General features: G+C 59.0%; 21 protein-coding genes. 13 read left to right on the top strand and 8 right to left on the bottom strand.

Annotated features, from left to right (window positions below):
• The first annotated feature begins 16 nt into the window (after window positions 1-16).
• The 6 genes from ASF29_RS01335 to ASF29_RS01360 all read left to right on the top strand — a co-directional run bounded on the left by ASF29_RS01335 (window position 17) and on the right by ASF29_RS01360 (window position 5,874).
• Window positions 17-496: a tripartite tricarboxylate transporter TctB family protein gene (locus ASF29_RS01335; RefSeq protein WP_062447792.1), complete on the top strand. Its 480-nt coding sequence runs from the start codon at window positions 17-19 to the stop codon at window positions 494-496.
• Window positions 497-507: 11 nt separating this feature from the next.
• On the top strand, window positions 508-2,022 hold the full coding sequence (locus ASF29_RS01340; RefSeq protein ID WP_062447796.1) for a tripartite tricarboxylate transporter permease: 1,515 nt from the start codon (window positions 508-510) through the stop codon (window positions 2,020-2,022).
• Between the two features lie 16 nt (window positions 2,023-2,038).
• Window positions 2,039-2,986, top strand: a complete 948-nt coding sequence (locus ASF29_RS01345) for an isocitrate lyase/PEP mutase family protein (RefSeq protein WP_062447799.1) — start codon at window positions 2,039-2,041, stop codon at window positions 2,984-2,986.
• The gene (locus tag ASF29_RS01350; RefSeq protein WP_082453332.1) at window positions 2,983-3,951 is read left to right on the top strand and encodes a tripartite tricarboxylate transporter substrate-binding protein; all 969 of its coding nucleotides are present in this window, start codon (window positions 2,983-2,985) and stop codon (window positions 3,949-3,951) included. Before ASF29_RS01345 ends, ASF29_RS01350 begins: the two co-directional genes overlap by 4 nt.
• Window positions 3,951-5,015, top strand: coding sequence for an AbrB family transcriptional regulator (locus ASF29_RS01355; protein WP_062447804.1), 1,065 nt, complete (start codon window positions 3,951-3,953; stop codon window positions 5,013-5,015). The genes ASF29_RS01350 and ASF29_RS01355 overlap by 1 nt, the downstream gene beginning before the upstream one ends.
• Window positions 5,016-5,106: 91 nt before the next feature.
• Window positions 5,107-5,874 (top strand): GntR family transcriptional regulator, encoded by a 768-nt coding sequence (locus ASF29_RS01360; RefSeq protein WP_062447808.1) that lies wholly within the window; start codon window positions 5,107-5,109, stop codon window positions 5,872-5,874.
• Window positions 5,875-5,891: 17 nt separating this feature from the next.
• On the opposite strand, the gene ASF29_RS01365 is transcribed toward ASF29_RS01360, so the two are convergent.
• From ASF29_RS01365 to ASF29_RS01395, 7 genes are all read right to left on the bottom strand, one after another.
• A complete protein-coding gene (locus tag ASF29_RS01365) occupies window positions 5,892-6,290 on the bottom strand; it encodes a PaaI family thioesterase (RefSeq protein WP_062447811.1) in 399 nt (132 codons plus the stop codon).
• A gap of 73 nt (window positions 6,291-6,363) precedes the next feature.
• On the bottom strand, window positions 6,364-8,400 hold the full coding sequence (locus tag ASF29_RS01370; protein WP_082453333.1) for a 3-hydroxyacyl-CoA dehydrogenase NAD-binding domain-containing protein: 2,037 nt from the start codon (window positions 8,398-8,400) through the stop codon (window positions 6,364-6,366).
• Between the two features lie 15 nt (window positions 8,401-8,415).
• Complete coding sequence (locus ASF29_RS01375; protein WP_062447813.1) at window positions 8,416-9,858, bottom strand: NAD-dependent succinate-semialdehyde dehydrogenase; 1,443 nt, start codon at window positions 9,856-9,858, stop codon at window positions 8,416-8,418.
• 14 nt (window positions 9,859-9,872) lie between these two features.
• Window positions 9,873-10,736 carry an alpha/beta hydrolase gene (locus tag ASF29_RS01380; protein ID WP_062447816.1) on the bottom strand — a complete coding sequence of 288 codons (864 nt, stop codon included), beginning with the start codon at window positions 10,734-10,736 and terminating at the stop codon, window positions 9,873-9,875.
• Window positions 10,733-11,098: a hypothetical protein gene (locus ASF29_RS01385; protein WP_062447818.1), complete on the bottom strand. Its 366-nt coding sequence runs from the start codon at window positions 11,096-11,098 to the stop codon at window positions 10,733-10,735. Before ASF29_RS01385 ends, ASF29_RS01380 begins: the two co-directional genes overlap by 4 nt.
• Window positions 11,099-11,115: 17 nt before the next feature.
• Window positions 11,116-13,194: an acetate--CoA ligase gene (locus ASF29_RS01390; protein WP_062448596.1), complete on the bottom strand. Its 2,079-nt coding sequence runs from the start codon at window positions 13,192-13,194 to the stop codon at window positions 11,116-11,118.
• A 13-nt stretch (window positions 13,195-13,207) separates the two neighbouring features.
• The gene (locus ASF29_RS01395; protein WP_062448598.1) at window positions 13,208-14,377 is read right to left on the bottom strand and encodes an acyl-CoA dehydrogenase family protein; all 1,170 of its coding nucleotides are present in this window, start codon (window positions 14,375-14,377) and stop codon (window positions 13,208-13,210) included.
• Window positions 14,378-14,605: 228 nt separating this feature from the next.
• Here ASF29_RS01395 and gcvA point away from each other — a divergent pair, with 228 nt between their 5' ends.
• Window positions 14,606-15,502: a transcriptional regulator GcvA gene (gene gcvA, locus ASF29_RS01400; RefSeq protein WP_062447820.1), complete on the top strand. Its 897-nt coding sequence runs from the start codon at window positions 14,606-14,608 to the stop codon at window positions 15,500-15,502.
• Between the two features lie 22 nt (window positions 15,503-15,524).
• On the opposite strand, the gene ASF29_RS01405 is transcribed toward gcvA, so the two are convergent.
• On the bottom strand, window positions 15,525-16,748 hold the full coding sequence (locus ASF29_RS01405) for an ABC transporter substrate-binding protein (protein ID WP_062447822.1): 1,224 nt from the start codon (window positions 16,746-16,748) through the stop codon (window positions 15,525-15,527).
• A gap of 310 nt (window positions 16,749-17,058) precedes the next feature.
• On the opposite strand from ASF29_RS01405, the gene ASF29_RS01410 reads away from it, so the two are divergent.
• Genes ASF29_RS01410 through ASF29_RS01435 form a run of 6 tightly spaced genes read left to right on the top strand, consistent with a single transcriptional unit; the run spans window position 17,059 to window position 22,758 of the window.
• The gene (locus ASF29_RS01410; protein ID WP_062447824.1) at window positions 17,059-17,820 is read left to right on the top strand and encodes an ABC transporter ATP-binding protein; all 762 of its coding nucleotides are present in this window, start codon (window positions 17,059-17,061) and stop codon (window positions 17,818-17,820) included.
• Window positions 17,813-18,541 (top strand): ABC transporter ATP-binding protein, encoded by a 729-nt coding sequence (locus tag ASF29_RS01415; RefSeq protein ID WP_062447826.1) that lies wholly within the window; start codon window positions 17,813-17,815, stop codon window positions 18,539-18,541. The genes ASF29_RS01410 and ASF29_RS01415 overlap by 8 nt, the downstream gene beginning before the upstream one ends.
• Window positions 18,542-18,543: 2 nt before the next feature.
• Window positions 18,544-19,434, top strand: a complete 891-nt coding sequence (locus ASF29_RS01420) for a branched-chain amino acid ABC transporter permease (RefSeq protein WP_062448600.1) — start codon at window positions 18,544-18,546, stop codon at window positions 19,432-19,434.
• Entirely contained in the window at window positions 19,431-20,414 is a 984-nt protein-coding gene (locus tag ASF29_RS01425) for a branched-chain amino acid ABC transporter permease (protein ID WP_062447829.1), read from the top strand. The genes ASF29_RS01420 and ASF29_RS01425 overlap by 4 nt, the downstream gene beginning before the upstream one ends.
• Before the next feature lie 16 nt (window positions 20,415-20,430).
• Window positions 20,431-21,501: an alcohol dehydrogenase catalytic domain-containing protein gene (locus ASF29_RS01430; protein ID WP_062447830.1), complete on the top strand. Its 1,071-nt coding sequence runs from the start codon at window positions 20,431-20,433 to the stop codon at window positions 21,499-21,501.
• 27 nt (window positions 21,502-21,528) lie between these two features.
• Window positions 21,529-22,758 (top strand): ABC transporter substrate-binding protein, encoded by a 1,230-nt coding sequence (locus ASF29_RS01435; RefSeq protein WP_062448602.1) that lies wholly within the window; start codon window positions 21,529-21,531, stop codon window positions 22,756-22,758.
• Window positions 22,759-22,807: the final 49 nt, after the last annotated feature.

Below are 22,807 nucleotides of genomic sequence, written 5' to 3' on the forward strand. Positions count from 1 at the left end.
CGGCATGGGAGGAGCTATGACTGTCAGGAACTGGCCACTGGCCACATTCGGCATCACCATATTTGCAATCGGCATTGCGGTGTTTTTCAACGCGCGCGGCATTCAGGGCGGCTTCGGCTATGACGCAGTCGGCCCGGCCGTTTTTCCGATGATTATCGGTGGCGGCTTCATGGTCGCCGCGGTGATGATCTGTCTCGAAAGTCTCGGCGTCGATGCCGATGCAAGCGACGGCGATGAAAAAACAAATGTCTGGCCGGTCATCGTCATTTCGGCCGCGGTACTGATCGAAGCTCTGCTGATCAAAAAAGCCGGTTGGGTGCCGATGGCGACGGTCGTCTTCGTGGCGGGTGCCTGGGCATTCGGCGACCGAAGACTGCTTTTGAACACGGTGTTCGGTCTCGTGCTTTCAGGCTTCATTCTCTTCGCATTCAACTGGGGGCTCGGCCTCGATCTTCCGCTCGGCCTTCTCGCGCCGATCCTTCCTGCCAACCAGTAGGTCCGGCTCAAATGGATACTTTCTTCGATCTCATGAACGGCTTTGCCGTTGCCCTCACCCCTGCCAATATCGGCTGGTCACTGCTTGGCGTGACATTGGGAACCGCCATCGGCGTGCTGCCCGGTATCGGCCCGGCCACAACGGTGGCACTCCTGATGCCGCTGACCCTCGGCCTTGATCCGATCTCTGCCTTCATCATGTTCGCGGGCATCTATTATGGTGCTCAGTACGGCGGCTCCACAGCATCCATTTTGCTCAACACCCCCGGTGAAGCCGGAGCGATGATGACGGCGCTCGATGGTAACGCCATGGCCCGCAAGGGTCGCGGTGCGCAAGCGCTGGCAACGGCGGCCATCGGCTCGTTCGTTGCCGGAACGATTGCCACCATCGGCCTGACATTCGCAGCACCACTTCTCGTCAACGTCGCCTTGCTTTTGACCGCGCCTGATTACTTCGCGTTGATGATTCTGTCGCTGGCGACGGTGACGACCGTGATCGGGCGGTCCATCGGCAAGGGTATCGCTGCCCTCTGCTTCGGTCTGTTCCTTGGCTGCATAGGCCTTGACCCGCAAACCGGGCAGGAACGTTTCACCTTTGGCATTATCGAGCTTCTCGATGGCATCGATACGGTGGTTGTGGCTGTCGGCCTGTTTGCTGTCGGCGAAACGCTGTTCGTTGCGGCCCGTGAAGGCGGCGTCGCCGACAAGATTCATGCCCTCAAAGGCTCGATCTGGATGAGCCGTGAGGACTGGTCGCGGTCCTGGAAACCTTGGCTGCGTGGCACAATCATCGGCTTTCCCATCGGCGCCATTCCGGCAGGCGGAAGCGAATTGCCGACAATCCTGTCCTACACACTGGAAAAGAAGCTGTCCCGTAAACCCGAAGAATTCGGCAAGGGTGCGATCGAAGGTGTCGCGGGGCCGGAAGCTGCCAACAATGCCTCAGCGGCAGGTGCGTTGTCTCCTTTGCTGGCGCTTGGTTTGCCGACTTCTACAACGGCTGCGGTTCTGCTTGCCGCCTTCCAGCAATATGGTTTGCGTCCAGGCCCCATGCTGTTCGAAAGCAACAGCGATCTGGTCTGGGGTCTGATTGCCAGCCTCTATATTGGCAACGTGCTGCTGCTCATTCTCAACCTGCCCATGGTCGGCATCTGGGTGAAACTGCTGTCGATCCCCAAGCCATGGCTTTATGGTGGCATTCTGGTGCTGGCATCGCTTGGCACCTACAGCATCAACGGCAATGCAATCGATATCTTCCTGCTCTGGATCATCGGCATCATCGGCTTCTTCTGCCGGGTTCTGGATGTGCCCATCGTGCCCTGCATTCTCGGTCTCATTCTTGGGCCTATGATCGAACAGCAGATGCGCCGCTCACTGGCCATCAGCCAGGGTGACTGGACTGTATTCCTGACCCACCCGGCATCGGCAGTCATGCTGGCGCTGGCGGCCTCCATCATCTTTGTCCCGGCCCTGATGCGTCTTCGCCGGTCCAACGACCCGGCTCCCGACGCTACCAAAGCGCCCTGAACGAACGGAAATCATAATGTCGCTGAGAGCCGAATATCGAAAACTCATCCGTGAACGCGCAGGACACGTCATGCCCGGCGTCTACGATGCCCTATCTGCCAGAATCGCAGAACGCGCAGGCTTCAAGCTGATCGGCGGCGGTGGCTTTGCCGCCATCGGCACCATGCTGGGTGGGGCTGATATGGGGCAGTCCAACATGCGCGACTATGCGGACCATTACGGACGCATCTGTGCGGCGGTGAACGTGCCGGTTTCCGTGGATGCCGACACCGGGTTTGGAGATGTGCACAACGTCACGCAGATGGTGCGAAGCTTCGAGACGGCAGGCGTCTCCGGCATCATGATCGGCGACCAGAGCTTTCCCAACCGCTGCGGATATCTGCCGGGAAAGGATGTCATATCTGTCGAGGAAATGATCGCGAAAATAAGAGCTGCCGTCGCCGCCCGGCGCGATCCCGATCTCGTCATCATTGCACGCACGGACAGCCGCTCGGATTTCGGACTCGATGAAGCGATCCTGCGTTGCAAGCTCTACCTTGAAGCAGGTGCAGACCTCGCCAAGCCGCAAGGTGTCGACAGGCCGGAGGAAATTGCCCGCTGTATGGAGGAAATCCCTTGCGAGTTCGCCGCAACGCTCTCTCAGGCGGCGCGGCAACGTTTTACCGATATTGCCGAGTTGAAGGCTCAGGGCGTGGCGACCATCAGCATGCCGTCGATCTCGCTGTTTGCAGCCGCCCACGCGGTCGATGCGACTCTACGATCGCTCGCAACGGCTGGCTCGCTGTCTTCGGTCGAAGGCGAGCTGATGCAACTCGACGATTATAATGAACTCGTTGATCTCAACGGCATGATCGCCAATGAAATCACGTTTCGGGAGGAGGCCACACGCCTCGTTCAGCGCCACAGCGCACATTCTCAGCCAAAAACTTCAGAAACCATCGATATGGGAGGAAACGTTCGATGATCTCACGCAGACTTTTAATGGCAGCTTTTGCCACCACGCTTGCAATGCCGGCACTACCTGTCGCAGCGCAAAATATCAGAACCCTCGACGTGACCGTGCCGGGCGGGCCGGGCAGTGGGCTTGATCAGGTGGCACGCGCCATCGAAGACACGGTGCGGCATGAAAAGCTGGCGCCATCCGTCAAGGTCACCAACATTCCCGGTGGCGGCGGCTTTGTCGCCATCTCGCAATTCGTGACCAGTAAGGAAGGCAATGGCAACGCCGTTGTCGTGCAGGGTGCCGGCACGGTGTTCTTCCCGCTGACCAACAAAACGCCTGTGACCTTGGCGGATGTGCGTCCGCTCGCGCGCCTTGCGGGCGAATATGAAGTGATCGCGACCCGTGCCGATTCCGAACTCACCTCCTTCAAAGACCTGATGGACAAGTTCAAGGCCAATCCGGGCAGCGTCGCATGGGGCGGCGGTTCTCCGGGCTCGACTGAAAACATCTTCTTCGCCCGTCTGGCCAAGCAGGCCGGTCTTCAGCCGAAGCAGGTGAACTTCATTCCCCACCCGAACACAGGCGAAGTCGTTGTCTCGGCACTGAACGGTCAGGCAACCGTTGTCGGGGGTGGTTTGCAGGACTTTCTCACGCAGGTGCAGGCCGGAAAGATGAAAATTCTGGCCGTTGCCGCACCGGAACGCCTGCCGGGCGTGGATGCTCCCACTTTGCGTGAACTTGGTATTGACGTGGTGTTCGCCAACTGGCGCGGCATCTCGGTCCACAAGAGCCTCGATGATGCGCAGGCCAAGACGCTTGCCACCTTCGTGGAGAAAATGAAGGACACACCACGCTGGAAGCAAATCCTTCAGGATCGCGGCTGGCTGGATATGTACCTCAATGAGGCCGACTATCAGGCCTTCATCCAGAAAGAGACAGCCAGCGCCAAGGAAATCCTGAGCGAGTTGGGACTGGCTGCAAACTGATGCCTCCCAGGGCGAAATCCCTCACTGTCCTGCTGGTGCTGGCGGCGGGGGTGGCAGGCGGACTTTTGTTCCGCCTGCTCCATCTTCCATTACCCTGGACGCTGGGGGCCATGTTTGGCGCAGCGCTTCTTTCTTTCTACGACCGTAACCGGGTTCTACCCACCATCTTTCGCGATGGCGCACGCCCGGTGATCGGCGTCATGGCTGGAAGCGCTTTCACGCCTCTCGTCGTCCAGACGATCACCGGCTGGTGGATGCTGGTGCCGATACTGGTCTTCTTCTTTCTGCTGGTCACGACCTGCGGCTTCTATTTCTTTCGTCTGCTGGGCTATGACCGCTCCACCGCCATCTTCGCCTCGATGCCCGGAGGGCTCGGTGAAATGACATTGCTGGGCGCGCAGTTCGGGGCGGATATTCGCAAGCTGGTGCTTGTGCATTCCGTGCGCATCATCATCGTCGTCTCCGCCGTGCCGTTTCTTTTGACGCTGATGACCGATGTCAACCTGGTGAAAGGTGCAGCACCCGTTGGGGATCACGCCGTTGCCAGCGCTGTCGATTGGCTGATTTTGCTGTTGTGCGCGTGCCTTGGTTATCTGGCAGGGCGACCGTTGCGATCCTTTGGCGGCATCATGATCATGCCGCTGCTGTTCAGCGCTGTGGCGCACGGAACGGGGATGACCGCAATCGCGCCGCCAGCGTGGCTGGTAGCGGGTATGCAGGTCGTCATCGGCTGCATCACCGGCGCACGGTTTGCGGGCATCAAGTTTCATGAGGCGCGGCTTGCTCTGATGCAGGGCGTATTCTGGACATCAATCCTCATCGGTCTCTCACTTGTAGCGGCAGAGGTCACCAGCATCATCGTCGACCAACCCTTTGCCGCGCTGTTCCTCGCCTTTGCGCCCGGCGGTTTTGCCGAAATGAGCATCATCGCTTTCGCAGCCAATATCGAGGTTGCCTTCGTGGTGACCTGCCATGTCTTTCGCACCATCTACGTCGTATTGGCGGGGCCTTCCATTCATCGTCTTCTTGCCGGTAAAAAAGATATGGAGACCGACAGGCCATGAATGCATGCGTCTTCGTCTTCGAAAATCCATTCCGGTCTTTGGACCGATGCGCTAGTGTTGCACTGATAGATAAACGAGATTGGCATTGAGCATGGATCGTATCGACCCCTTGGACACAGGCACTGAGGACCGCGTGATGGAAGTCGAGGGCACGCTGGCCGAGAGACTATTCCACCAATTGACCGAGGCCATCCTCATGGGCGAAATTCCGCTCGGCTCGAAAATCAGCGAGCCAGCGCTGGCCCAGCGTTTCGGTGTCAGCCGCGGCCCCCTTCGCGAAGCCATGCACCGTTTGCAGGAACGCCGGCTGATCACGCGCACCGCAAACCAGGGCGCACGCGTCACCGAAGCAACGCCGGAGCGCCTGTCCTCTCTGTTTTCCGTCCGCGAAATGCTGGAAGGTCTCGCCGCGCGGGAAGCGGCCATCAAGATGACATCTGCCGATTTCGGCAAGCTGCGTGAGACGATCGAGCATCACGAGGCCGGGCTTGCCGGGTTGGAGCCGGGCCAGCATAACGCGCTCGGCACCGTCGATCGGGATTTTCACTTCCAGATCGCCCAGTCCAGCCAAAACGACCTATTGATCAAGCTCCTCTGCGAAGAACTTTATCCGCTGCTGCGTCTTTATCGTAGCCGAAACGACAGTCTCGTTCTACGCCAACGTGCGGTGGTGGAACACAAACGGATTTACGATGCAATCGTCGACCGGGATGCCGATCTTGCCGAAATCATGATGCGTCGCCACATCGGCAGCGCCAAAACGCGCCGTGTCGAGGCGATGCAGCGCGATATTGCGCTTGAGCAGGAAGCCATTTCTTCCGCCGGGAGACGAAAGCTGAAACCGAATGGGCGGCGCTGAGACACCCGCTCGATGTATCAGCCTCGAATGATCTTCCAGACGCCTCTTGCGGCAGCTACGACTTCACCTTCGACCGTCAATTTTCCTTCGAGAAAAATCAGCGTACGCGTTTCCTTCAAAACCCCGCATTTAATATCGACGGTCTCACCGATCCGTACTGCGCGCATGAACTGCATGTCGAACTGAACCGTGCTTTGTCGACGGTCGGGCACGTGGCTCCGCGCGGCGGTTCCCATGGCCCGATCCGCAAAGGTCATCAACATTCCACCCTGAACGAAGCCAGCCCGGTTCTTGTGCTTGGTCACGGCATCGAAGCGATAGTGAAACGGATCCTGATCGCAGGTCAGAATAGGGCCGACCAGTCCGATAAATCCATCGTCCTCGATAGCCGACCATGTTTTTACATCATTCGCCATTGTCTGATCTCAAACTTTCTGAATGTTTCAGAGCCATCTACTAAAGGTTCGCCTCGAAACGATGGGGCAAAAGCTACTGATCCGTTGTCGGAAAGACGATGTCCAAACGACCTTGCCGATAGCCCGGATGGGGGTTGTCTTTAAGAGATTGCATTGCGGACATCGTCCAGTCTGTTGATTGCTGGGCAACCCAGTGAAGTGGGCCGCCCAGCTTGGCGGGGAAGCCATAACCATTGACCCAGACGAGATCGATGTCGGAGGCGCGTGCGGCGATGCCCTCTTCAAGGACCAAAGCTGCTTCATTGACGATTGCCGCAATAGCCCGTTTCTGGATGTCATCCTCGCTGAGTTGACGTTGGGCCACAGCGCGCTCGTCGCGCCAGCTTTGAAGCATGTTTGTAACGTCTGTGCTTTGCGCACCTCGACGTTCATCTTTGCGATAATCATACCAGCCCGCAGATGTTTTCCGTCCGAGCCTACCGTGCTCGACCAGCCGCTCGAGAAACGTGACCGCATCTGCCGGATCGGTTCCTTCGGCCCGCCGTCGTTTCCGGTTTGCTGCGGCAATATCGAGACCGGAGAGATCACCCACGGCAAACGGGCCCATGGCAAAGCCGAAGGCTTCCAGCGCCTGATCGACCTGATGAGGTGCCGCTCCTTGGTCCACCATCAGCTCACATTGCAGGCGATAGGCATTGTAGATGCGGTTGCCGATGAAGCCTTCACCGACGCTTGAGACCACCGATGTCTTGCCGAGCTTGCGGCCAACGGCAAGCGCCGTCTTGAGAACAGTGCCAGATGTCCTTTGGCCTCGCACGACTTCCAGCAGCTTCATGCGGTGCGCGGGGCTGAAGAAATGCAGCCCGACGACATTGGACGGGTCGTTTGCAGCTTCGGCGAGTTTGTCCAGATCGAGATAGGAGGTGTTGGAGGCGATGATCGTATCAGGGGCAACGACGGCGTTCAGAGAAGCGATCAGAGACTTCTTGACCTCCATGTTCTCGAAAACGGCCTCAACGACCATATCGCAGTCCGCAAATGTTGCGATGTCGGCAGAAGTTGAAAACCGGGTCGTGATCACCTCTTCTGCGGATGGTGTGACGAGCATGGTCTCCAGACGTTCCGGCAGGGAGGCCAGTGCATCGACGTTCTGATCTACAAGCCGCACCCTATATCCGGCGGACAGAAAACAGGCGGCGATGCCGGCACCCATCGTGCCTGCGCCGACGATGCCGATGGTTTGCAGATCGCGCGCCGCAACGTCTTTTGTATCTCCGGTATCACCCGCGCGCCGTTCGGCAAAAAACAGATGCCGAAGGGCGGCGGATTCGTCGGTCATTCGCAATCTCTGGAAGACGGCGCGTTCCTCAGCAAGAGCGGCATCGAAATCCAGCGTGACAGCACGTCTGACGGCGGCGATGGCGTCCTCGACGCCGGGATGGCCACGGCGCTTGCGCCTCGCAGTGGCAACGGCCTCTTCCAGAGCGTCGTTGCTGAAGGTGATGACGGGCATATCACGCACGCGCCATTTTCCCGGCAGCGATCTTGCCAATGCGGCAGCGCCGACGCGTAAATCCGTTGCGATACGGTCGATCAGCCCCAGCGCGAGCGCCTCTGATGCCTTGACGCGGCGGCAAGACGTGATGATCTCGATTGCGGTGGCGGCATCTGTCAGACGCGGCAGACGCACCGTGCCGCCAGCACCGGGAATGATACCGAAGGTGACTTCCGGCAGACCGACAACGGCATCGGCAGTGGCGATGCGCGCATCACAGCCGAGCGCCAGTTCGAACCCGCCGCCAAGGGCTGCACCATGCAGCGCTGCAACAATGGGCTTCGGGAATTGCTCAAAAGCTGCGATGACAGCGGGAACCTGCGGGTCGGCAAGCGGGGCGGAAAACTCCCGCAGATCCGATCCCGCCACAAAGGTTTTGCCTGCGCCGATCAGAACGGCAGCGGTTACCGTATCGTCGGCTTCCAGGGTTGCCAGCGCATCCAGAAGTCCGCGGCGCACCTCGATGGAGCCTGCATTGATCGGCGGATTGTCGATGACGATGAAGGCGATGTCGCCATCGCGCTCGATACGAACGCGTGAGGTCTCTGTTTGCATGATCTGGTCTAACCCTTATGCCTGGCTGACATATTTGACGGTCTGGAACGCTTCCAGCCCTTCGATGCCGCCTTCGCGGCCTTGCCCGCTATCCTTGATGCCCCCGAACGGGGTTTCTGGCAGCGACGCCTGCCAATGATTGATGATGACATTGCCGCTTTCCACCTGCTCGGAAACCTCGGAGATGATGCGGCTGTCATGGGTGAAGGCATAGGCTGCAAGCCCGAAGGGCAGCCGGTTCGCCAGCCGGAATGCCTCTTCTGTGGACGCGAAGGGCTGTGTTACGGCGAGCGGCCCGAACGGCTCCTCGTTCATCGCAAGGCTTGTATCATCGGCATGGACCAGCAACGTCGGCTCGAAGAAGAAGCCTTGGTTGTTGATGCGGTTACCACCGGCAGCCACCGTCGTGCCACGGGCATGGGCGTCGTCGACAAATTGCTCGATGGCTGTGATGCGGCGCGCATGGGCCAGCGGCCCCATCTGCGTCGATGTCACGCGCCCGTCTCCCACCTTGATGGCGCGGGCGGCCTCGGCGAAGGCTTCGGCAAAGCGGTCGTGCTTGCTTTCATGCACGAAAAAGCGCGTCGGCGAGGTGCAAATCTGCCCGGCATTGCGGTATTTGGCCCTGGCGGCAGAGAGCGCCACTGCCTCTATATCTGCGTCGGCAAAGATCAGCACGGGCGCGTGACCGCCAAGTTCGGAGATCATCCGTTTCATGCCGAGTGCGGCCTGTGCGGCCAGTGATTTTCCGACAGCCGTCGAGCCCGTGAAGGTGACGCCCTTGATGACGGGCGAGGCGATCAGCTGTTTCGATATATCCGCCGGGTTGCCGGTGACGACGCTGAGCGCGCCTGCGGGAAGGCCTGCCTCCTCCAAAATGGCGGCCAGCGCGAAGGTGCAGGCAGGCGTTTCTTCGGCAGGCTTCATGACCACGGTACAACCGGCGGCCAGCGCGCCGCTGATCTTGCGCGATGGTGTGATCAAGGGCGCATTCCACGGTGCGAAGGCCGCGATGGGGCCGAGCGGCTCCTTCAGAGCCATCTGGCGAATACCGGACTGACGCGACGGGATGATCCGTCCATAGGCGCGACGGCCTTCCTCGGCATCCCAGGTGAAAATACCTGCTGCTGTCTCGACTTCGACTTTTGCCTCGGCCAGCGGCTTGCCAAGCTCGGTGCTGATCAGCCAGGCCAGGGCATCGGCGCGCTCGCGCATCAGACTTGCGGCTTTGAGCAGAATGGCGGCGCGATCATGCGGCGACTTTGCGCGCCACGTCTGAAAAGCATTGCCAGCCGCATCGATGGCTTCTTCGACCTGCGCTGGTGTTGCATGGGGCATCTGCCCCAGAACTTCGCCGGTGGCAGGGTCGAGAACATCCGTGCTGACATCGGGCCGATCATCGACCCAACGTCCGGCAATGAACAATCTCAAGGCGGGATAGCGTCTGTCCGCATCCATGGCGCGGTCTCCTCTCACGCTTTGGCCGGACCCGTTGACCTGATCTTGTCTAATACGGGACCAAGATGGGTCATGAAGCCCTGATGATCCTCGCTCATAGGAAAATGGCCGAGACCTTTCATGATGACCGCTTCAGCGCCGCTGATGGTTTCCACCAGCGCCATCGTGTCCTCCGGCGTGCAGGAGTAGTCATACTCGCCGGTCAGCAGGTAGAGCGGGCATTTTCCGGTATCGATGCGCGCGACATCGCCGCGAATATCGCCATCCTGCTTGTAGAAGAACAGATCGCCCTTGAAGATGCCGGGGCCGCCCTGCATGTAATGCCACAGCGTTTCCCAGCGTTCGCCGTCGGTCGCAAGCGGACCGATGAGGCCCGAAACGATGGCCGCGCAGACTTCGCCACCATGAACGTCGGGCCGGTGTGTCCAGGAAATATCGTAATAGGGGTTCACATGCGCGCCCGACTGAAGGCCGACGGCGGCGCGGAACAGTTCGGGATGGTGGAGTGCGAGGTGAAGCACAGCGCGACCGCCGATCGAGCAGCCCATCACGACAGGCTTGTCCAGTTCCAGCGCCTTCATGACGGAAAGAATGATGTCGACATAGCCTGCCGATGTCAGGCGATACTCTTCCTCATGCCAGCCGGTGGGCGGCGAGGATTTTCCGTGCCATGGCATATCGAAGACGACGACGCGGAAGTTTTCCAGCACCTTTTCGTCATTGAGAAGATTGCGATACTGGCGACCATCGGAGCCTGCGGTGTGAAGGCACAGAAGCGGAATGCCCTGACCGGCCTCTTCCACATATATCCGGTGGCTGCGACCGGCGATATCGAGCTTGAGATAACGTCCGACAATGGGTTCGAAGCTGGCGGTCACGTGTTCACCTCCTCACGAACGGCAGAGAAAATCTCTTTGAAATATCGAAGATTGGCCATGAAGGGATGAAGGTCGCCCTCAATCTTCAGATGGCGCGATTTCAGAAGGGCGAAGAGATCGTGATAGCCCGGTGCAGGCACCGCTTCAAAAAACCGCGCCCAGGAATCGGCCGAAGCACGCAACGCAAAGGTCCAGCTTGGCATGACGAAAGGACCTGTTTGAACCGAGGTGATGCGACCCTTGTCGACATCGACCAGAAAGGCCTGTTCGCCGATCTCGACCAGAAAACGCAGGCTGACATATTGTCCGCGTCTGACCAGACCTTCCTTATGGTTGATGATATCAGGAAGCGCTTCCAGCATGTTTCCTCCTCATTCTTTTAATTTTCCGACGCCTGCATCAGTGCGTCCACGGCCACCACTCCCTGTCCTTCTGGCAGGACCAGAAACGGGTTAACCTCCGCCTCCTGTATCGCCAGGTCCGGACGGACAGCAAGTGAAGACAAAGCGACGATGGCGGCGGCAAGGGCTTCGATATCGCCGCGCGGCTTTCCTCTGAAGCCCTTGAGCGCCTGGAAAGCCTTGACCTCGTCAATCATCTCGCGGGCCGTTTCGATGGTGACAGGCGCGAGCCTGACGGCGCGGTCCTGATAAATTTCGGTCATTACACCGCCTGCGGCCACCATGATGATCGGCCCGGCTTCTTGGTCGATGCGATACCCCACCAGCGCCTCGCCGATGCCCTTGACCATGGCCTGCACGAGAATGTCGGAACCCCTGGCTTCAGGCACATGCGCCGAGACATTCTTGCCGATATCCAGCGCTGCCTTTTCAAGACCGGCACGGTCGGCAATGCCCAGCACCACGCCGCCGACATCGGTCTTGTGCAGGACATGCGAAGACAGAACCTTGGCGACAACCGGATAGCCAAATGGCAACTCCCCGGTCACCTTGCCTTGCGGCAACACATGAATGGGTGCACGTTGCACACCGAGCGATTGCAGAACACCATAGGCTTCGCGCTCATCGAGGTTGCGACCGGTCTCGGAGCGGTTGACTTTCGAAGCCGCGCCAGCATCGGGGCGCCTGCGCCGGAATGCCGCCGCCACGACATCGGCGCAGGCTTCGGGCGACCGGAAAACCGGTATGCCCTTCTCGGAAAGAAGTCTCAAAGCCTCGGGGGCATCGGGAACGAGAAAGACGGCGAGCGGGACATCCTTGCCCGCGACGTCGAAAATGGGCTTTACCGCCAGATCGGGGTGGTTGCGGGCCGAGGAACCGACAACGGCAATCATCAGATCGAACTGCTTGGAGTCGACCATGGTCGAGAGAGCCGCCTTCATGACCTCCGGCTTGACGCCTGCGAGTGTCAAATCAACGATACGACCGCGCTCGACCTCGACACCTGATGATTTGAATGTATCGAAAGTGGCAGGCGCAGGTTCCTCGACCGCAATGCCGCGCACGCCGAGCTGATCGACCACCATGGCCGCACCGCCGCCCGTGGTGGTGACAACGCCAACCTTTGGCGCGTAGCCATGGGCCTGCGTTTTCGTTCTGGAAAGAAGGGGCAATGCGCCGAGAAGTCCTTCGAGCGTATCGACGCGGGCAATGCCGCAGTCACGCAGGAAGGCATCGGCCACGGCATCTTCACCGGCCAGAGCGCCGGTGTGGGACAGCGCCAGTTCGGCGGCCTGTTGCGAGCGGCCAAGTTTCAGCGCGACGATGGGCTTGTTATGACGATGCGCCAGTTCCGCAAAGCGCCGGAGATGATCGGCATTGCGCAGGCTTTCGAGGAACAGCAGGTAACCGCCGACCTCGGGGTCTTCGAGCACGGCCTCACAAAGCTCGCCCAGCGACAGGTCGATCTCGTTGCCGACGGAGACCAGACCGGCAAAGCCGATGCCCAGCGATTTGCCACGCGACAAAAGCGCGCCGATCATGCTGCCGCTGTGGGAGGCGACGAAGATATTGCCTTTCGGCAGGCCTTCTTCGGCAAAGGCCGCGTTGGCCGTCATCACCGTCTTGCGGTGAATATTGACCATGCCGAGGCTGGAGGGGCCAATAATGCGCAAACCCGATTGTTTCGCTGCCGCCAGCATTCGCTCTGTGCGCTCGTGTCCGGCACTGCCACCCTCGGAAAAGCCGTTGGCGAGAACGGTCGCGACCTTCACGCCCTTTGCCGCGCATTCTGCCACCGCATCCACGGCGGTATCGGCACCCGTCAGAATGAAAGCGTGATCGACCACCTCCGGCAGATCATCAAGGGAAGCCCAGGCCTTCTCGCCCAGAACCGAGGTTCTGCGGGGATTGATCGGGTAGAGATTGCCTTCGAAACCCGCGCGCCGCAGATAGGATAGCGGGCGTCCCGCCGTTTTCGTGGCATCATCGGATGCACCGATTATGGCGATGCTGCGGGGTGCGAAGAAGGCGGAATGGAACGCGCTGTCAACAGGCATTACGGTTGGACCTTCATTCTGCAGCCGTTGGAACGCGCGGCGCGCGCTGTTCGAAACGGCGATCAAAGACATGCTCCGCAATGCGGTTCTTGAGAACCTCGATGGAGCCACCGGCAATCATCCAGCCTCTTGTTCTGCGCATGCAATATTCCGCAAGCGCCTCGGTACTGTAGCCAAGCCCGCCCATGATCTGGATCGCCTCGTTGGCCGCATCGAAACCGGCCTGGTTGCAGGCAAGTTTCGCCAGAGCCGTATCGGCGGCGCTCGGCAATTCGCCTTCGCCAACCGATGCGCTTCGGTAAAGAAGAAGCTGTGCAGATTCGAGCTTCAGCAGCAAGTCGGCAAATTTCCACTGCAAGCCCTGGAATTCGCAGAGCGGTCGACCGAATTGCTTGCGCACCAACGCATGCTCGCGGGCAAGATTGAAGGCGTAGCGCCCCAGAGCCAACGAACGGGCAGCATTGCCCAACCGCTCCACATTGAAGCCCGAAATCTGCTTCTTGAAACCGCCGGGGCCGAGCAGAATATTGGCTGCCGGAATACGGCAATTGTCGAAATGCAGTTCCGACCATTCTTCGCCGCTCATGAAGGCCGATGGCTTGCTGACGGTAAAGCCCGGCGCATTGCGTTCGACCAGAACCGAGCCGATGCCACCGGCACCGGGGCCAAAGCGGACATAGATGAGATAGAGAGAGGCATCCGGGCTGTGCGTGGAAAACACCTTCGAGCCGTTGACGATGACCTCATCGCCTTCGATGCGCGCAGAGGTCTTGAGTTCGGTGACCGCAGAACCCGCATCCGGTTCGGACATGCCAAGGCTGATGACCTTTCGTCCGCCGATCAGATCGGCCAGAAAGCGTTCCTTCTGGTCGGCACTGGCATATTCGACAAAGGTTCTGATCGGGCCGAAATTGCCCGCCTGCACCACGTCGGCGCTGCGTGGGCACACGGCTGCGACCTGCTCGATGGCGATGATCGCGTCGAGCAATGTACCGCCCTGACCGCCATCTTCCTCGGAAAATGCGATACCCAGCAGACCTTGCTCCGCCATGAGTTTGGCGACATCGAAGGGGAACCCCGGCGTATGGGCGCGTTCGAGGGCACCTGCTGCCAAATTCTGTTCTGCAAAACGGCGAACTGAATCCGCAAACATTTTTTGCTCTTCGCTCAGGGCAAAATCCATGATCAATGCTCTCTCGTTAGACCGACATTGGCACGCTCTTGTGCCGCTGTCAGGATTTGGCCGAAAATGTCGGGTCTTCGCAACTTACTAGGCATCGGGAGGCCATGAGTTTTCCGCTCAACAGAACTCCATACCAACGCTTAACAACGGAACGATTGCTCGATATGACTCCTCACAGCGCTTGTTTGGCTGCCCTTTGCCGCAGGCGTTTTTGCATGGAGGAAGCAAATGGCAGTGACCGGGATGCCGCCTTTAAACCCGCTATACGTTTTCGAGGTTGCGGCTCGGCATGGCGGCTTTGGCAAGGCGGCGCAGGAGCTGAACGTTACCCAATCCGCCGTCAGTCGCCAGATTTCCGTGCTAGAGAGCTATCTGGGCGTGCGGCTGTTTCACCGCGAACGCACCGGCTCCAAACTGACCGAAGCTGGGGAGGAATTTGCCGCAGAGATCGCCGAGCCCTTCGCAAAACTCGCTGCCGCCTCGCATCGTCTGGTGGAGCGCAAGCCGAATTCGCCACTCAAGCTACGTGCCTATGCCACCTTCGCCAGCCGGTGGCTCATTCCGCGCCTCTCGAATTTCCACAAGCGCTATCCGAAGATACAGATCACCGTCAGCAATACGGTCAAACCCGTCGATTTTTCACGCGAAACGGTGGAGATCGCCATTCAGGTCGGCAATGGCAACTGGCCGGGCATGAATGCCATTCACCTTTTCGACGATGTCATCCAGCCGGTGGCCAGCCCCGCATTGTTGAAACGCACGCCGTTGAACACGCCTGCGGATTTGCTGAAACATGCCAGACTGCATTCCTATTACCGCAGACGTGATTGGGCGGACTGGTTCGCCGCTGCCGGTGTGGATTTGCCGGACGATCGTGGCACGGTCTTCGAATCCTCGAACCTGACCTATCAGGCGGCTATCGAGGGTCTGGGTGTGGCGATTGGCCAGAAGGCGCTTTTGGGTGAAGAGCTGGCGTCTGGCAAACTGGTGGCGCTGTTCGATAGCGTGAAACGACCGCTGGCCTATTATCTGGTATGGCCGATGGATCGGCCTGAATCCAGAAAGCTGCAATCGTTTCGTGACTGGCTTCTGGACGAAATCAAAAACGACCCGGCGCTTCGTTAGGGAAGAACCGGGTCACGAGGGGCTATTTGGCAGGAATCGAGCATCCGCCGTCTGCCTGCGACCGGAAGGCCTTATCCGCCGGAACTGTTTCCAGAAGCTTGTAGAAATCCCAGTCATATTTCGATTCTTCCGGGGTTTTCACCTGAAAGAGATACATGTCGCGCATCACGCGTCCATCGGTGCGGATGGTCGCATTCTTCGTGTAGAAATCATTGATCGGGATTTCGCGCATTTTTGCGACAGTGGATTTCGCCTCATCGCTGCCATTGGCATCGATCGATTTCAGGTAATGCGTGACCGCACCGTAGACCGCGGCCTGCAAGCTGCCCGGGGCTTTTCCTCCCGAACGCTCCATGAAGCGCTTGCTCCATTTGCGGGTGTCGTCATTCATGTCCCAATAGAAGCTATCGGCAAGGATCAGGTCCTTTGCGCTGGCCAGCCCAAGCGATTTGATATCGGGAAGGTTGACGAGAAGTGCTGCCAGACTTTGCCCGGCTTGCGTAATGCCGAATTCCTGCGCCTGCTTGACCGTGTTCACCATGTCGGCACCGGCATTGGCGATGCCGATGACCTGCGCGCCAGACCCTTGGGCCTGAAGCAGATAGGACGACATATCCGTGCTGTTGAGAGGTGCGCGAACGGCGCCCAGAGCCTCGCCGCCATTGGCCTTGATGACCTGCGTTGCAGCGCCTTCGAGCGTGTGGCCGAAGCTGTAATCTGCCGTCAGGAAGTACCAGCTTTTCAACCCGCGCCGCACCGTGGCACCGGCCACGACGTTGGCATAAGCGTAATTGTCATAGGCCCAGTGAACGCCGACCGGCGAGCAGGCTTTTCCCGTCAAATCCGGTGTGCCCGGACCTGTTGCCAGAAACACCTTATTCTTAGCCTTTGAAATTTCCTGCACTGACAAGGCGACTGCGGACGACACGACTTCGGTGATGGCATCGACCTTTTCGGTGTCGTACCATTTGTTCGCAACGGCGCTGCCGACATCGGCCTTGTTCTGGTGGTCGGCCTGAACGATCTCGATCGGCACGCCCTGAACCTTTCCGCCAAAATCTTCGGCAGCCATCTGCGCGGCGAGCACGGCACCGGCGCCGACATTGTCGGCATAAGGACCAGACATATCGGTGAGAACACCGATCTTCACGACGCCATCCGAAATATCGGCGGCGAATGCGGATGTTGTTGCAAGAAGCGCTCCCAACACGCTTGCAGCAGCACAGGCTCTATTCTTGTTTTTCATGAATACCTCCCCGGTTAGACGAACAATGCTCTATCAATTGCGTCTAGCCTAGGTTGCCCTCTTCACAAGAACGCACAACAGACAAAAACTCATGGGCTGCTGCTCAATTCGAATATCGACGGCACCTCGCCGCGAAATCACCGTGTTGCGCCAAAACGGAATGACCCCGTGACTTATAGGCTCTTGCAGAAAGCGCCCGCCCGCCGACAATGCCCCCTGCATGGATCAGGTATCCCTGCCATGATCTGCAAAGACGGATCAACTGATACGGGAATGCCCTTCTTGTGCGAAGGGGTCTGGGAGGAAGCACATGACAAACGGGGACGTCATTCTGGCGGCCAAAGACCTATGCATCGAATTCAACGGCTTTAAAGCCGTGAATGGTGCGTCCTTCAATGTGAAGCGCGGCCATATCCATGCGCTGATCGGACCCAACGGTGCGGGCAAGACCACTTGTTTCAACCTCTTGACCCGTTTCCTGACGCCGACATCCGGTTCGATCCATTTCAACGGTCAGGATATTACGCGTTTGGCCCCCGACGAGATTGCCCGCCGCGGCATGGTTCGCTCGTTCCAGATTTCTGCCGTTTTTGGCGACATGACGGTTCTGGAGAATGTGCGCGTTGCGCTGCAAAGGCGCAAACACGGGGCTTCCTTCGATTTCTGGCGCAGCGAACGCAGCTTAAGCGCACTGGACGGCGAGGCCGAAAGCCTCGTGGAATCCGTCGGCCTCAGCCGTTACATCAATTCGCGCGCCGCCGAACTTTCCTATGGACGCAAACGCGCCCTGGAAGTGGCGACGACACTGGCGCTCGACCCTGAAATGCTGCTGCTGGACGAGCCGATGGCCGGCATGGGTCACGAAGATGTAGAGCGCACGGCCTTACTCATCCGTGAAATCGCCAAGACACGCACCGTCCTGATGGTCGAACATAACCTGAAAGTCGTGGCGCAGCTCTCCGACCGGATCACCGTACTCGCCAGGGGGCAGGTTCTTGCCGAGGGCGATTATGCCACCGTTTCGGCTGATCCGAAGGTCATCGAAGCCTATATTGGAGCCTCCCATGACTGACGCAATCGCAAGAGCGCAGACGGCATCAACGGCTGCGGCCATCTCCGTCGAAGGGCTTCAGGCCTGGTATGGCGAGAGCCACATCCTCCACGGGATCACCATGCACGTGAACAAGGGTGAGGTCGTGACCCTGCTGGGGCGCAATGGTGCCGGAAAGACCACGACGCTCAGGTCGATCATGGGCCTTCTGGGCAAGCGAACCGGTTCGGTCAATATTCAGGGCCAGCAGACCATCAGCCTGCCAGCGCGCCGTATCGCGCGTCTGGGCATCGGCTACGTTCCCGAAGAGCGCGGTATTTTCTCCGAGCTTTCCGTCGAAGAAAACTTGCTGCTGCCTCCAAAACTCAAAGATGGTGGCTTTTCACTAGAACAAATCTTCACGCTGTTTCCAAACCTGAAATCCAGACTGCAAAGCCAGGGCACGAAACTTTCCGGTGGCGAACAGCAGATGCTGGCCATGGCACGCGTGCTGCGTACAGGTGCCGACGTCCTGCTGCTGGACGAGCCAACGGAAGGGCTTGCCCCGGTCATCGTTCAGCAGATCGAGGCCGTGCTTCGCATGCTGAAAGAAAGCGGTTTTACCATCATTCTCGTTGAGCAGAACCTGCGCTTTGCCGCCTCTCTGGCTGACCGCCATTACGTTGTCGAACAGGGCAAGGTCGTGGCCGAAGCGGATGGCAGCGAAAACATCGACACTCTTCAACACTATCTCGGGGTTTGACCATGGCGACAATCTTCGGCGTGCCTCTCGTTGCACTCATGGGGCAACTTCTATTGGGCCTGATCAACGGCGCATTCTATGCCATCCTCAGTCTCGGCCTTGCCATCATCTTTGGCCTTCTGCGCATCGTGAACTTCGCGCATGGCGCGCTCTACATGATGGGCGCGTTCGTGGCGTGGATGCTCTCCAACTATCTGGGCCTCGGCTACTGGTGGGCGCTCATTCTGGCACCCGTCACCGTCGGTCTGTTCGGCATCGTTCTGGAACGTCTGCTTCTGTCGCGGATCTCATCGCTCGACCACGTCTATGGCCTGCTTCTGACATTCGGCGTTGCGCTGATCGTGCAGGGGCTGTTCATGAACGGCTACGGTTCCTCGGGCATGAGTTATGCGACACCTGCGGCTCTTACCGGCGGCTTCAACCTCGGCTTCATGTTCCTGCCGATCTATCGCGGATGGGTGATTGTCGCCTCCATCGTCGTGTGCCTTCTCACCTGGTTCGTCATCGAGAAAACCAAGCTCGGCTCCTACCTCAGAGCCGCCACTGAAAATCCCGGCCTCGTCGGTGCTTTCGGCGTCAATGTCCCCTTGATGATCACTATCACCTACGGCGTCGGCGTCGGTCTGGCCGCCTTTGCCGGTGTGCTGGCAGCGCCGATCTACTCGGTCAGCCCGACCATGGGCGTCGATCTGATCATCGTTGTCTTCGCCGTTGTCGTCATCGGCGGCATGGGGTCGATCCTCGGCGCTGTCATCACCGGCTTTGGACTTGGCCTCATCGAGGGTTTAACGAAGGTCTTCTACCCAGAGGCTTCCTCGACCGTCATTTTCATCATCATGGCCATCGTCCTTCTTATCAAACCGAATGGCCTGTTCGGAAAGGGTATCGCATGAGTGGCACCGCTCCCCTGTCAGCAGCGATGGGCGCACGACCTGTCGCCCGTCATTCAAAGACATCCTACATCGCGGCCTTCGTCGTTATCGTAGCCCTTCTGGCGATAGCGCCATTCGTCGCCTACCCCGTCTTCGTGATGAAGGTTCTGTGCTTTGCGCTGTTTGCGCTGGCCTTCAACCTGCTCTTCGGCTTCGGTGGAATGCTGTCCTTTGGGCATGCGGCCTATTTCGGAATGGCCAGTTATGTCTCGGCCTATACCGCCAAATACTGGGGCGTGACGCCGGAGATTTCCATTCTCGCCGGAATCTTCGTCGCAGCTGTACTTGGCCTGATCATTGGTGGCCTGGCCATCCGCAGCAAAGGCATCTACTTCTCGATGGTGACGCTTGCCTTCGCGCAGATGATCTATTTCTTCTCGCTCCAGGTCCCATCCTTTACTGGTGGAGAAGACGGCATCCAAACCGTGCCGCGCCGGGCTTTGTTCGGCCTGATCGACATATCCAGCGACAGGTCCATTTATGTGCTGGTCTGCGCGATATTTCTATTCGGCCTCTTCACCATCTATCGTACCATCCACTCGCCCTTCGGGCAGGTGCTGAAGTGCATTCGTGAAAACGAGAACCGTGCCCTTTCGCTCGGCTACAATGTGCCCCGCTACAAGCTTCTTGTCTTCGTCCTGTCGGCCTCTCTCGCAGGGATGGCAGGCGCGACCAAGGCACTCGTGTTCCAGCTTGCATCGCTGACCGACGTTCACTGGGCCATGTCGGGCGAAGTGGTGTTGATGGCTATTCTGGGGGGTATAGGAACGATCTTCGGGCCGATCCTCGGTGCCTCCGTCATCGTCGGCATGCAGAACTATCTCGCATCGATGGGGGCATGGGTGATGGTCATTCAAGGCTGCGTCTTCGTGGTCTGCGTCCTTGTCTTCCGCGAGGGGATCCTCGGGCTCGTCGCTCGCCTTGCGAAAATCAAACTGTAGTCGGGGGCGGTTTCAGATGGATAACTACACACTGACCGAGTTTGGACAGCCACTCGTCATGCGATGCGAACCCGAGCTTGCACCGCGTGGTACAGAAGTCCTCATCGAAGTCTCCTGCTGCGGCGTCTGCCAGACCGATCTCAGCATCAAGAAGGGCTATTACGATCTTGGCGGCGGCAAGAAAATGGCCATGCGCGACCGGGGCATGGTTCCGCCGATCGTGCTGGGTCACGAAATTTCAGGACGGCTTGTCGCACTTGGACCGGACGCGGCCATGTCCGAAGACCAGATCGGTCGCACCTTCGTCGTCTATCCGTGGATTGGCTGCGGCCAATGCGTGATGTGCAAGGAGGGGGACGAAAACCTCTGCCTCGCGCCGCAATTCCTTGGTCTCCAGCGACCCGGAGGGCATGCCGAGCGCATCATCGTTCCCCACGCCAGATACCTTGTCGATATCGGCAATGTCGATCCCGCGCTCGCCGCGACCTATGCCTGTTCCGGTTTGACCAGCTATGGCGCTCTAAGCAAGCTTGCTCCGCAAGCACATAAGGCACCGCTATTGCTTATCGGCGGCGGTGGTCTAGGCCAGAGTGCGCTCAACATCGCAAAGGCGCTGGGCTACAAAAGCGTGGTGGTCGCCGATGTCGACCGCACCAAGCGGGAAATTGCCATAGCCGCAGGCGCGACAAAGGCCATCGACCCTTCCGCAGGCGCGGACGAGGATTTTGCTGGTCAGTTCGCCAGCGTCATCGATTTCGTCGGAAACGCAGCCACCTACGAATTCGGACTGAAAGCGCTCCGGCGCGGCGGTCGCTATGTGATTGTCGGCCTCTCCGGCGGCGAGATCACGCAGGCGCTACCGCCGATCTCGCTGCGCCCCATCTCGATCATCGGCTCGCTGACCGGCAGTCTGGACGATCTTCGCGCCCTGCTGGACCTGGCCAAGGCCGGAAAACTGAAGCCCATGGATATCGAACGCCAACCGCGCAGCGCGACCAATGACGCGCTCGACCGGGTTCGCGACGGCAAGGTTCGCGGCCGTCTCGTGCTCGTTTCGCAAAAGAGCGAGGCCTACGACCGGGAATAACAAGCTTCAATGGAGGAGGAGGACAACATGATCAATAGAAGACAATTTCTGGGCGGGGCAACAGCCGCGACCGTGCTGAGCATGACCGGTATCGGTCGCGCCCAGGATAACAAGACGATACGCATAGGTGTGCTGCTCGATCTTTCCGGGCCGTACCGGGATACCGGTGGTGAAACGGCGGTGGCTTGCGCACGCCAGGCGGTGAAGGATTCCGGAGTTCTGGAGCGGGGGTTCAATGTCGAGGTGCTGGTGGCCGATCACCAGCAGAAGACGGATGTGGGCGTGGGAATCGTCCGCAAATGGATCGACCAGGACGGCGTCGATGCCGTGACCGAAATCAACAACAGTGCCATTGCGCTGGGTGCAGTGGATGTCATCAAGGCCAAGGACAAGGTGTTTCTGGCCAGCGGCCCGGCCAGCGCCGATTTTACCGGCAAGGCCTGCAGCCCCAACACCGTGCACTGGGCGCTGGATACCTATTGCCGCGCAAAATCCACCGGCGGTGCCATTCTCAAAAACGGTGGTGACAGCTGGTATTTCGTCACGGCCAATTACGCCTTCGGCCAGTCGCTTCAGGCCATGGCCACCGACGTGATTACCCATGGCGGCGGCAAGGTTCTGGGCTCTTCGGTCTATCCGTTCCCAGGAACCACGGATTTCTCGTCATTCCTGCTGAGCGCGACGTCCACCAACCCCAAGGTCATCGCCTTCGCGAATACGGCGGGCGACCTCATCAACAGCGTCAAATCGGTCAAGGAATTCGGCCTCGACCAGAGCATCACCATCGCCGCTGTCGCTGGCTTCATCACCGAAGTCCATGCGCTGGGTCTGGAAACGGCGCAGGGGCTGATGTTAACGGAAACATTCTATTGGGACCGCAATGAGCGCACCCGCGCCTTCACGGACAAAATCAAGAAAGAAACGCCAAAAAACTACCCCAACAGCGAACACGCCGCGACCTATGCCAGCGTTTTCCATTACCTCAAGGCTGTTGGAGAAATGGGTGCAGTCGAGGCCAAGGCATCGGGCCGCAACACCGTCCGCGTCATGAAGAAAATGCCGACAGACGACGATTGCTTCGGCAAGGGCAGCATTCGTGAAGACGGACGTGCGCTCATCCCGACCTATCTGTTGCAGGCAAAGGCACCGAGCGAAAGCAAAGGCGAATGGGATCTCTTCAAGATCGTCGCTGAGACGTCCGCAGAACAGGCGTTTCGGCCCCTCGATCAGAATTTGTGTTCGACATCTAATATGTAAAATTGTGGACCGCTCAGCATGTGCTGGGCGGTCCACGGGCAGGGCATCT

The organism is Rhizobium sp. Leaf262 (assembly GCF_001422245.1).
GTDB lineage: Bacteria > Pseudomonadota > Alphaproteobacteria > Rhizobiales > Rhizobiaceae > Agrobacterium.

What these genes read in the sequence shown, in the direction of transcription:
- ASF29_RS01360 (WP_062447808.1), top strand. Translation starts at nt 5,107, where the DNA reads ATGGATCGTATCGACCCCTTGGACACAGGCACTGAGGACCGCGTGATG.
- ASF29_RS01405 (WP_062447822.1), bottom strand. Translation starts at nt 16,748, where the DNA reads ATGAAAAACAAGAATAGAGCCTGTGCTGCTGCAAGCGTGTTGGGAGCG.
- ASF29_RS01365 (WP_062447811.1), bottom strand. Translation starts at nt 6,290, where the DNA reads ATGGCGAATGATGTAAAAACATGGTCGGCTATCGAGGACGATGGATTT.
- ASF29_RS01415 (WP_062447826.1), top strand. Translation starts at nt 17,813, where the DNA reads ATGACTGACGCAATCGCAAGAGCGCAGACGGCATCAACGGCTGCGGCC.
- ASF29_RS01410 (WP_062447824.1), top strand. Translation starts at nt 17,059, where the DNA reads ATGACAAACGGGGACGTCATTCTGGCGGCCAAAGACCTATGCATCGAA.
- ASF29_RS01370 (WP_082453333.1), bottom strand. Translation starts at nt 8,400, where the DNA reads ATGCAAACAGAGACCTCACGCGTTCGTATCGAGCGCGATGGCGACATC.
- ASF29_RS01375 (WP_062447813.1), bottom strand. Translation starts at nt 9,858, where the DNA reads ATGGATGCGGACAGACGCTATCCCGCCTTGAGATTGTTCATTGCCGGA.
- ASF29_RS01350 (WP_082453332.1), top strand. Translation starts at nt 2,983, where the DNA reads ATGATCTCACGCAGACTTTTAATGGCAGCTTTTGCCACCACGCTTGCA.
- ASF29_RS01355 (WP_062447804.1), top strand. Translation starts at nt 3,951, where the DNA reads ATGCCTCCCAGGGCGAAATCCCTCACTGTCCTGCTGGTGCTGGCGGCG.
- ASF29_RS01425 (WP_062447829.1), top strand. Translation starts at nt 19,431, where the DNA reads ATGAGTGGCACCGCTCCCCTGTCAGCAGCGATGGGCGCACGACCTGTC.
- ASF29_RS01420 (WP_062448600.1), top strand. Translation starts at nt 18,544, where the DNA reads ATGGCGACAATCTTCGGCGTGCCTCTCGTTGCACTCATGGGGCAACTT.
- ASF29_RS01430 (WP_062447830.1), top strand. Translation starts at nt 20,431, where the DNA reads ATGGATAACTACACACTGACCGAGTTTGGACAGCCACTCGTCATGCGA.
- ASF29_RS01340 (WP_062447796.1), top strand. Translation starts at nt 508, where the DNA reads ATGGATACTTTCTTCGATCTCATGAACGGCTTTGCCGTTGCCCTCACC.
- ASF29_RS01435 (WP_062448602.1), top strand. Translation starts at nt 21,529, where the DNA reads ATGATCAATAGAAGACAATTTCTGGGCGGGGCAACAGCCGCGACCGTG.
- ASF29_RS01335 (WP_062447792.1), top strand. Translation starts at nt 17, where the DNA reads ATGACTGTCAGGAACTGGCCACTGGCCACATTCGGCATCACCATATTT.
- ASF29_RS01385 (WP_062447818.1), bottom strand. Translation starts at nt 11,098, where the DNA reads ATGCTGGAAGCGCTTCCTGATATCATCAACCATAAGGAAGGTCTGGTC.
- ASF29_RS01395 (WP_062448598.1), bottom strand. Translation starts at nt 14,377, where the DNA reads ATGGATTTTGCCCTGAGCGAAGAGCAAAAAATGTTTGCGGATTCAGTT.
- gcvA (WP_062447820.1), top strand. Translation starts at nt 14,606, where the DNA reads ATGGCAGTGACCGGGATGCCGCCTTTAAACCCGCTATACGTTTTCGAG.
- ASF29_RS01390 (WP_062448596.1), bottom strand. Translation starts at nt 13,194, where the DNA reads ATGCCTGTTGACAGCGCGTTCCATTCCGCCTTCTTCGCACCCCGCAGC.
- ASF29_RS01345 (WP_062447799.1), top strand. Translation starts at nt 2,039, where the DNA reads ATGTCGCTGAGAGCCGAATATCGAAAACTCATCCGTGAACGCGCAGGA.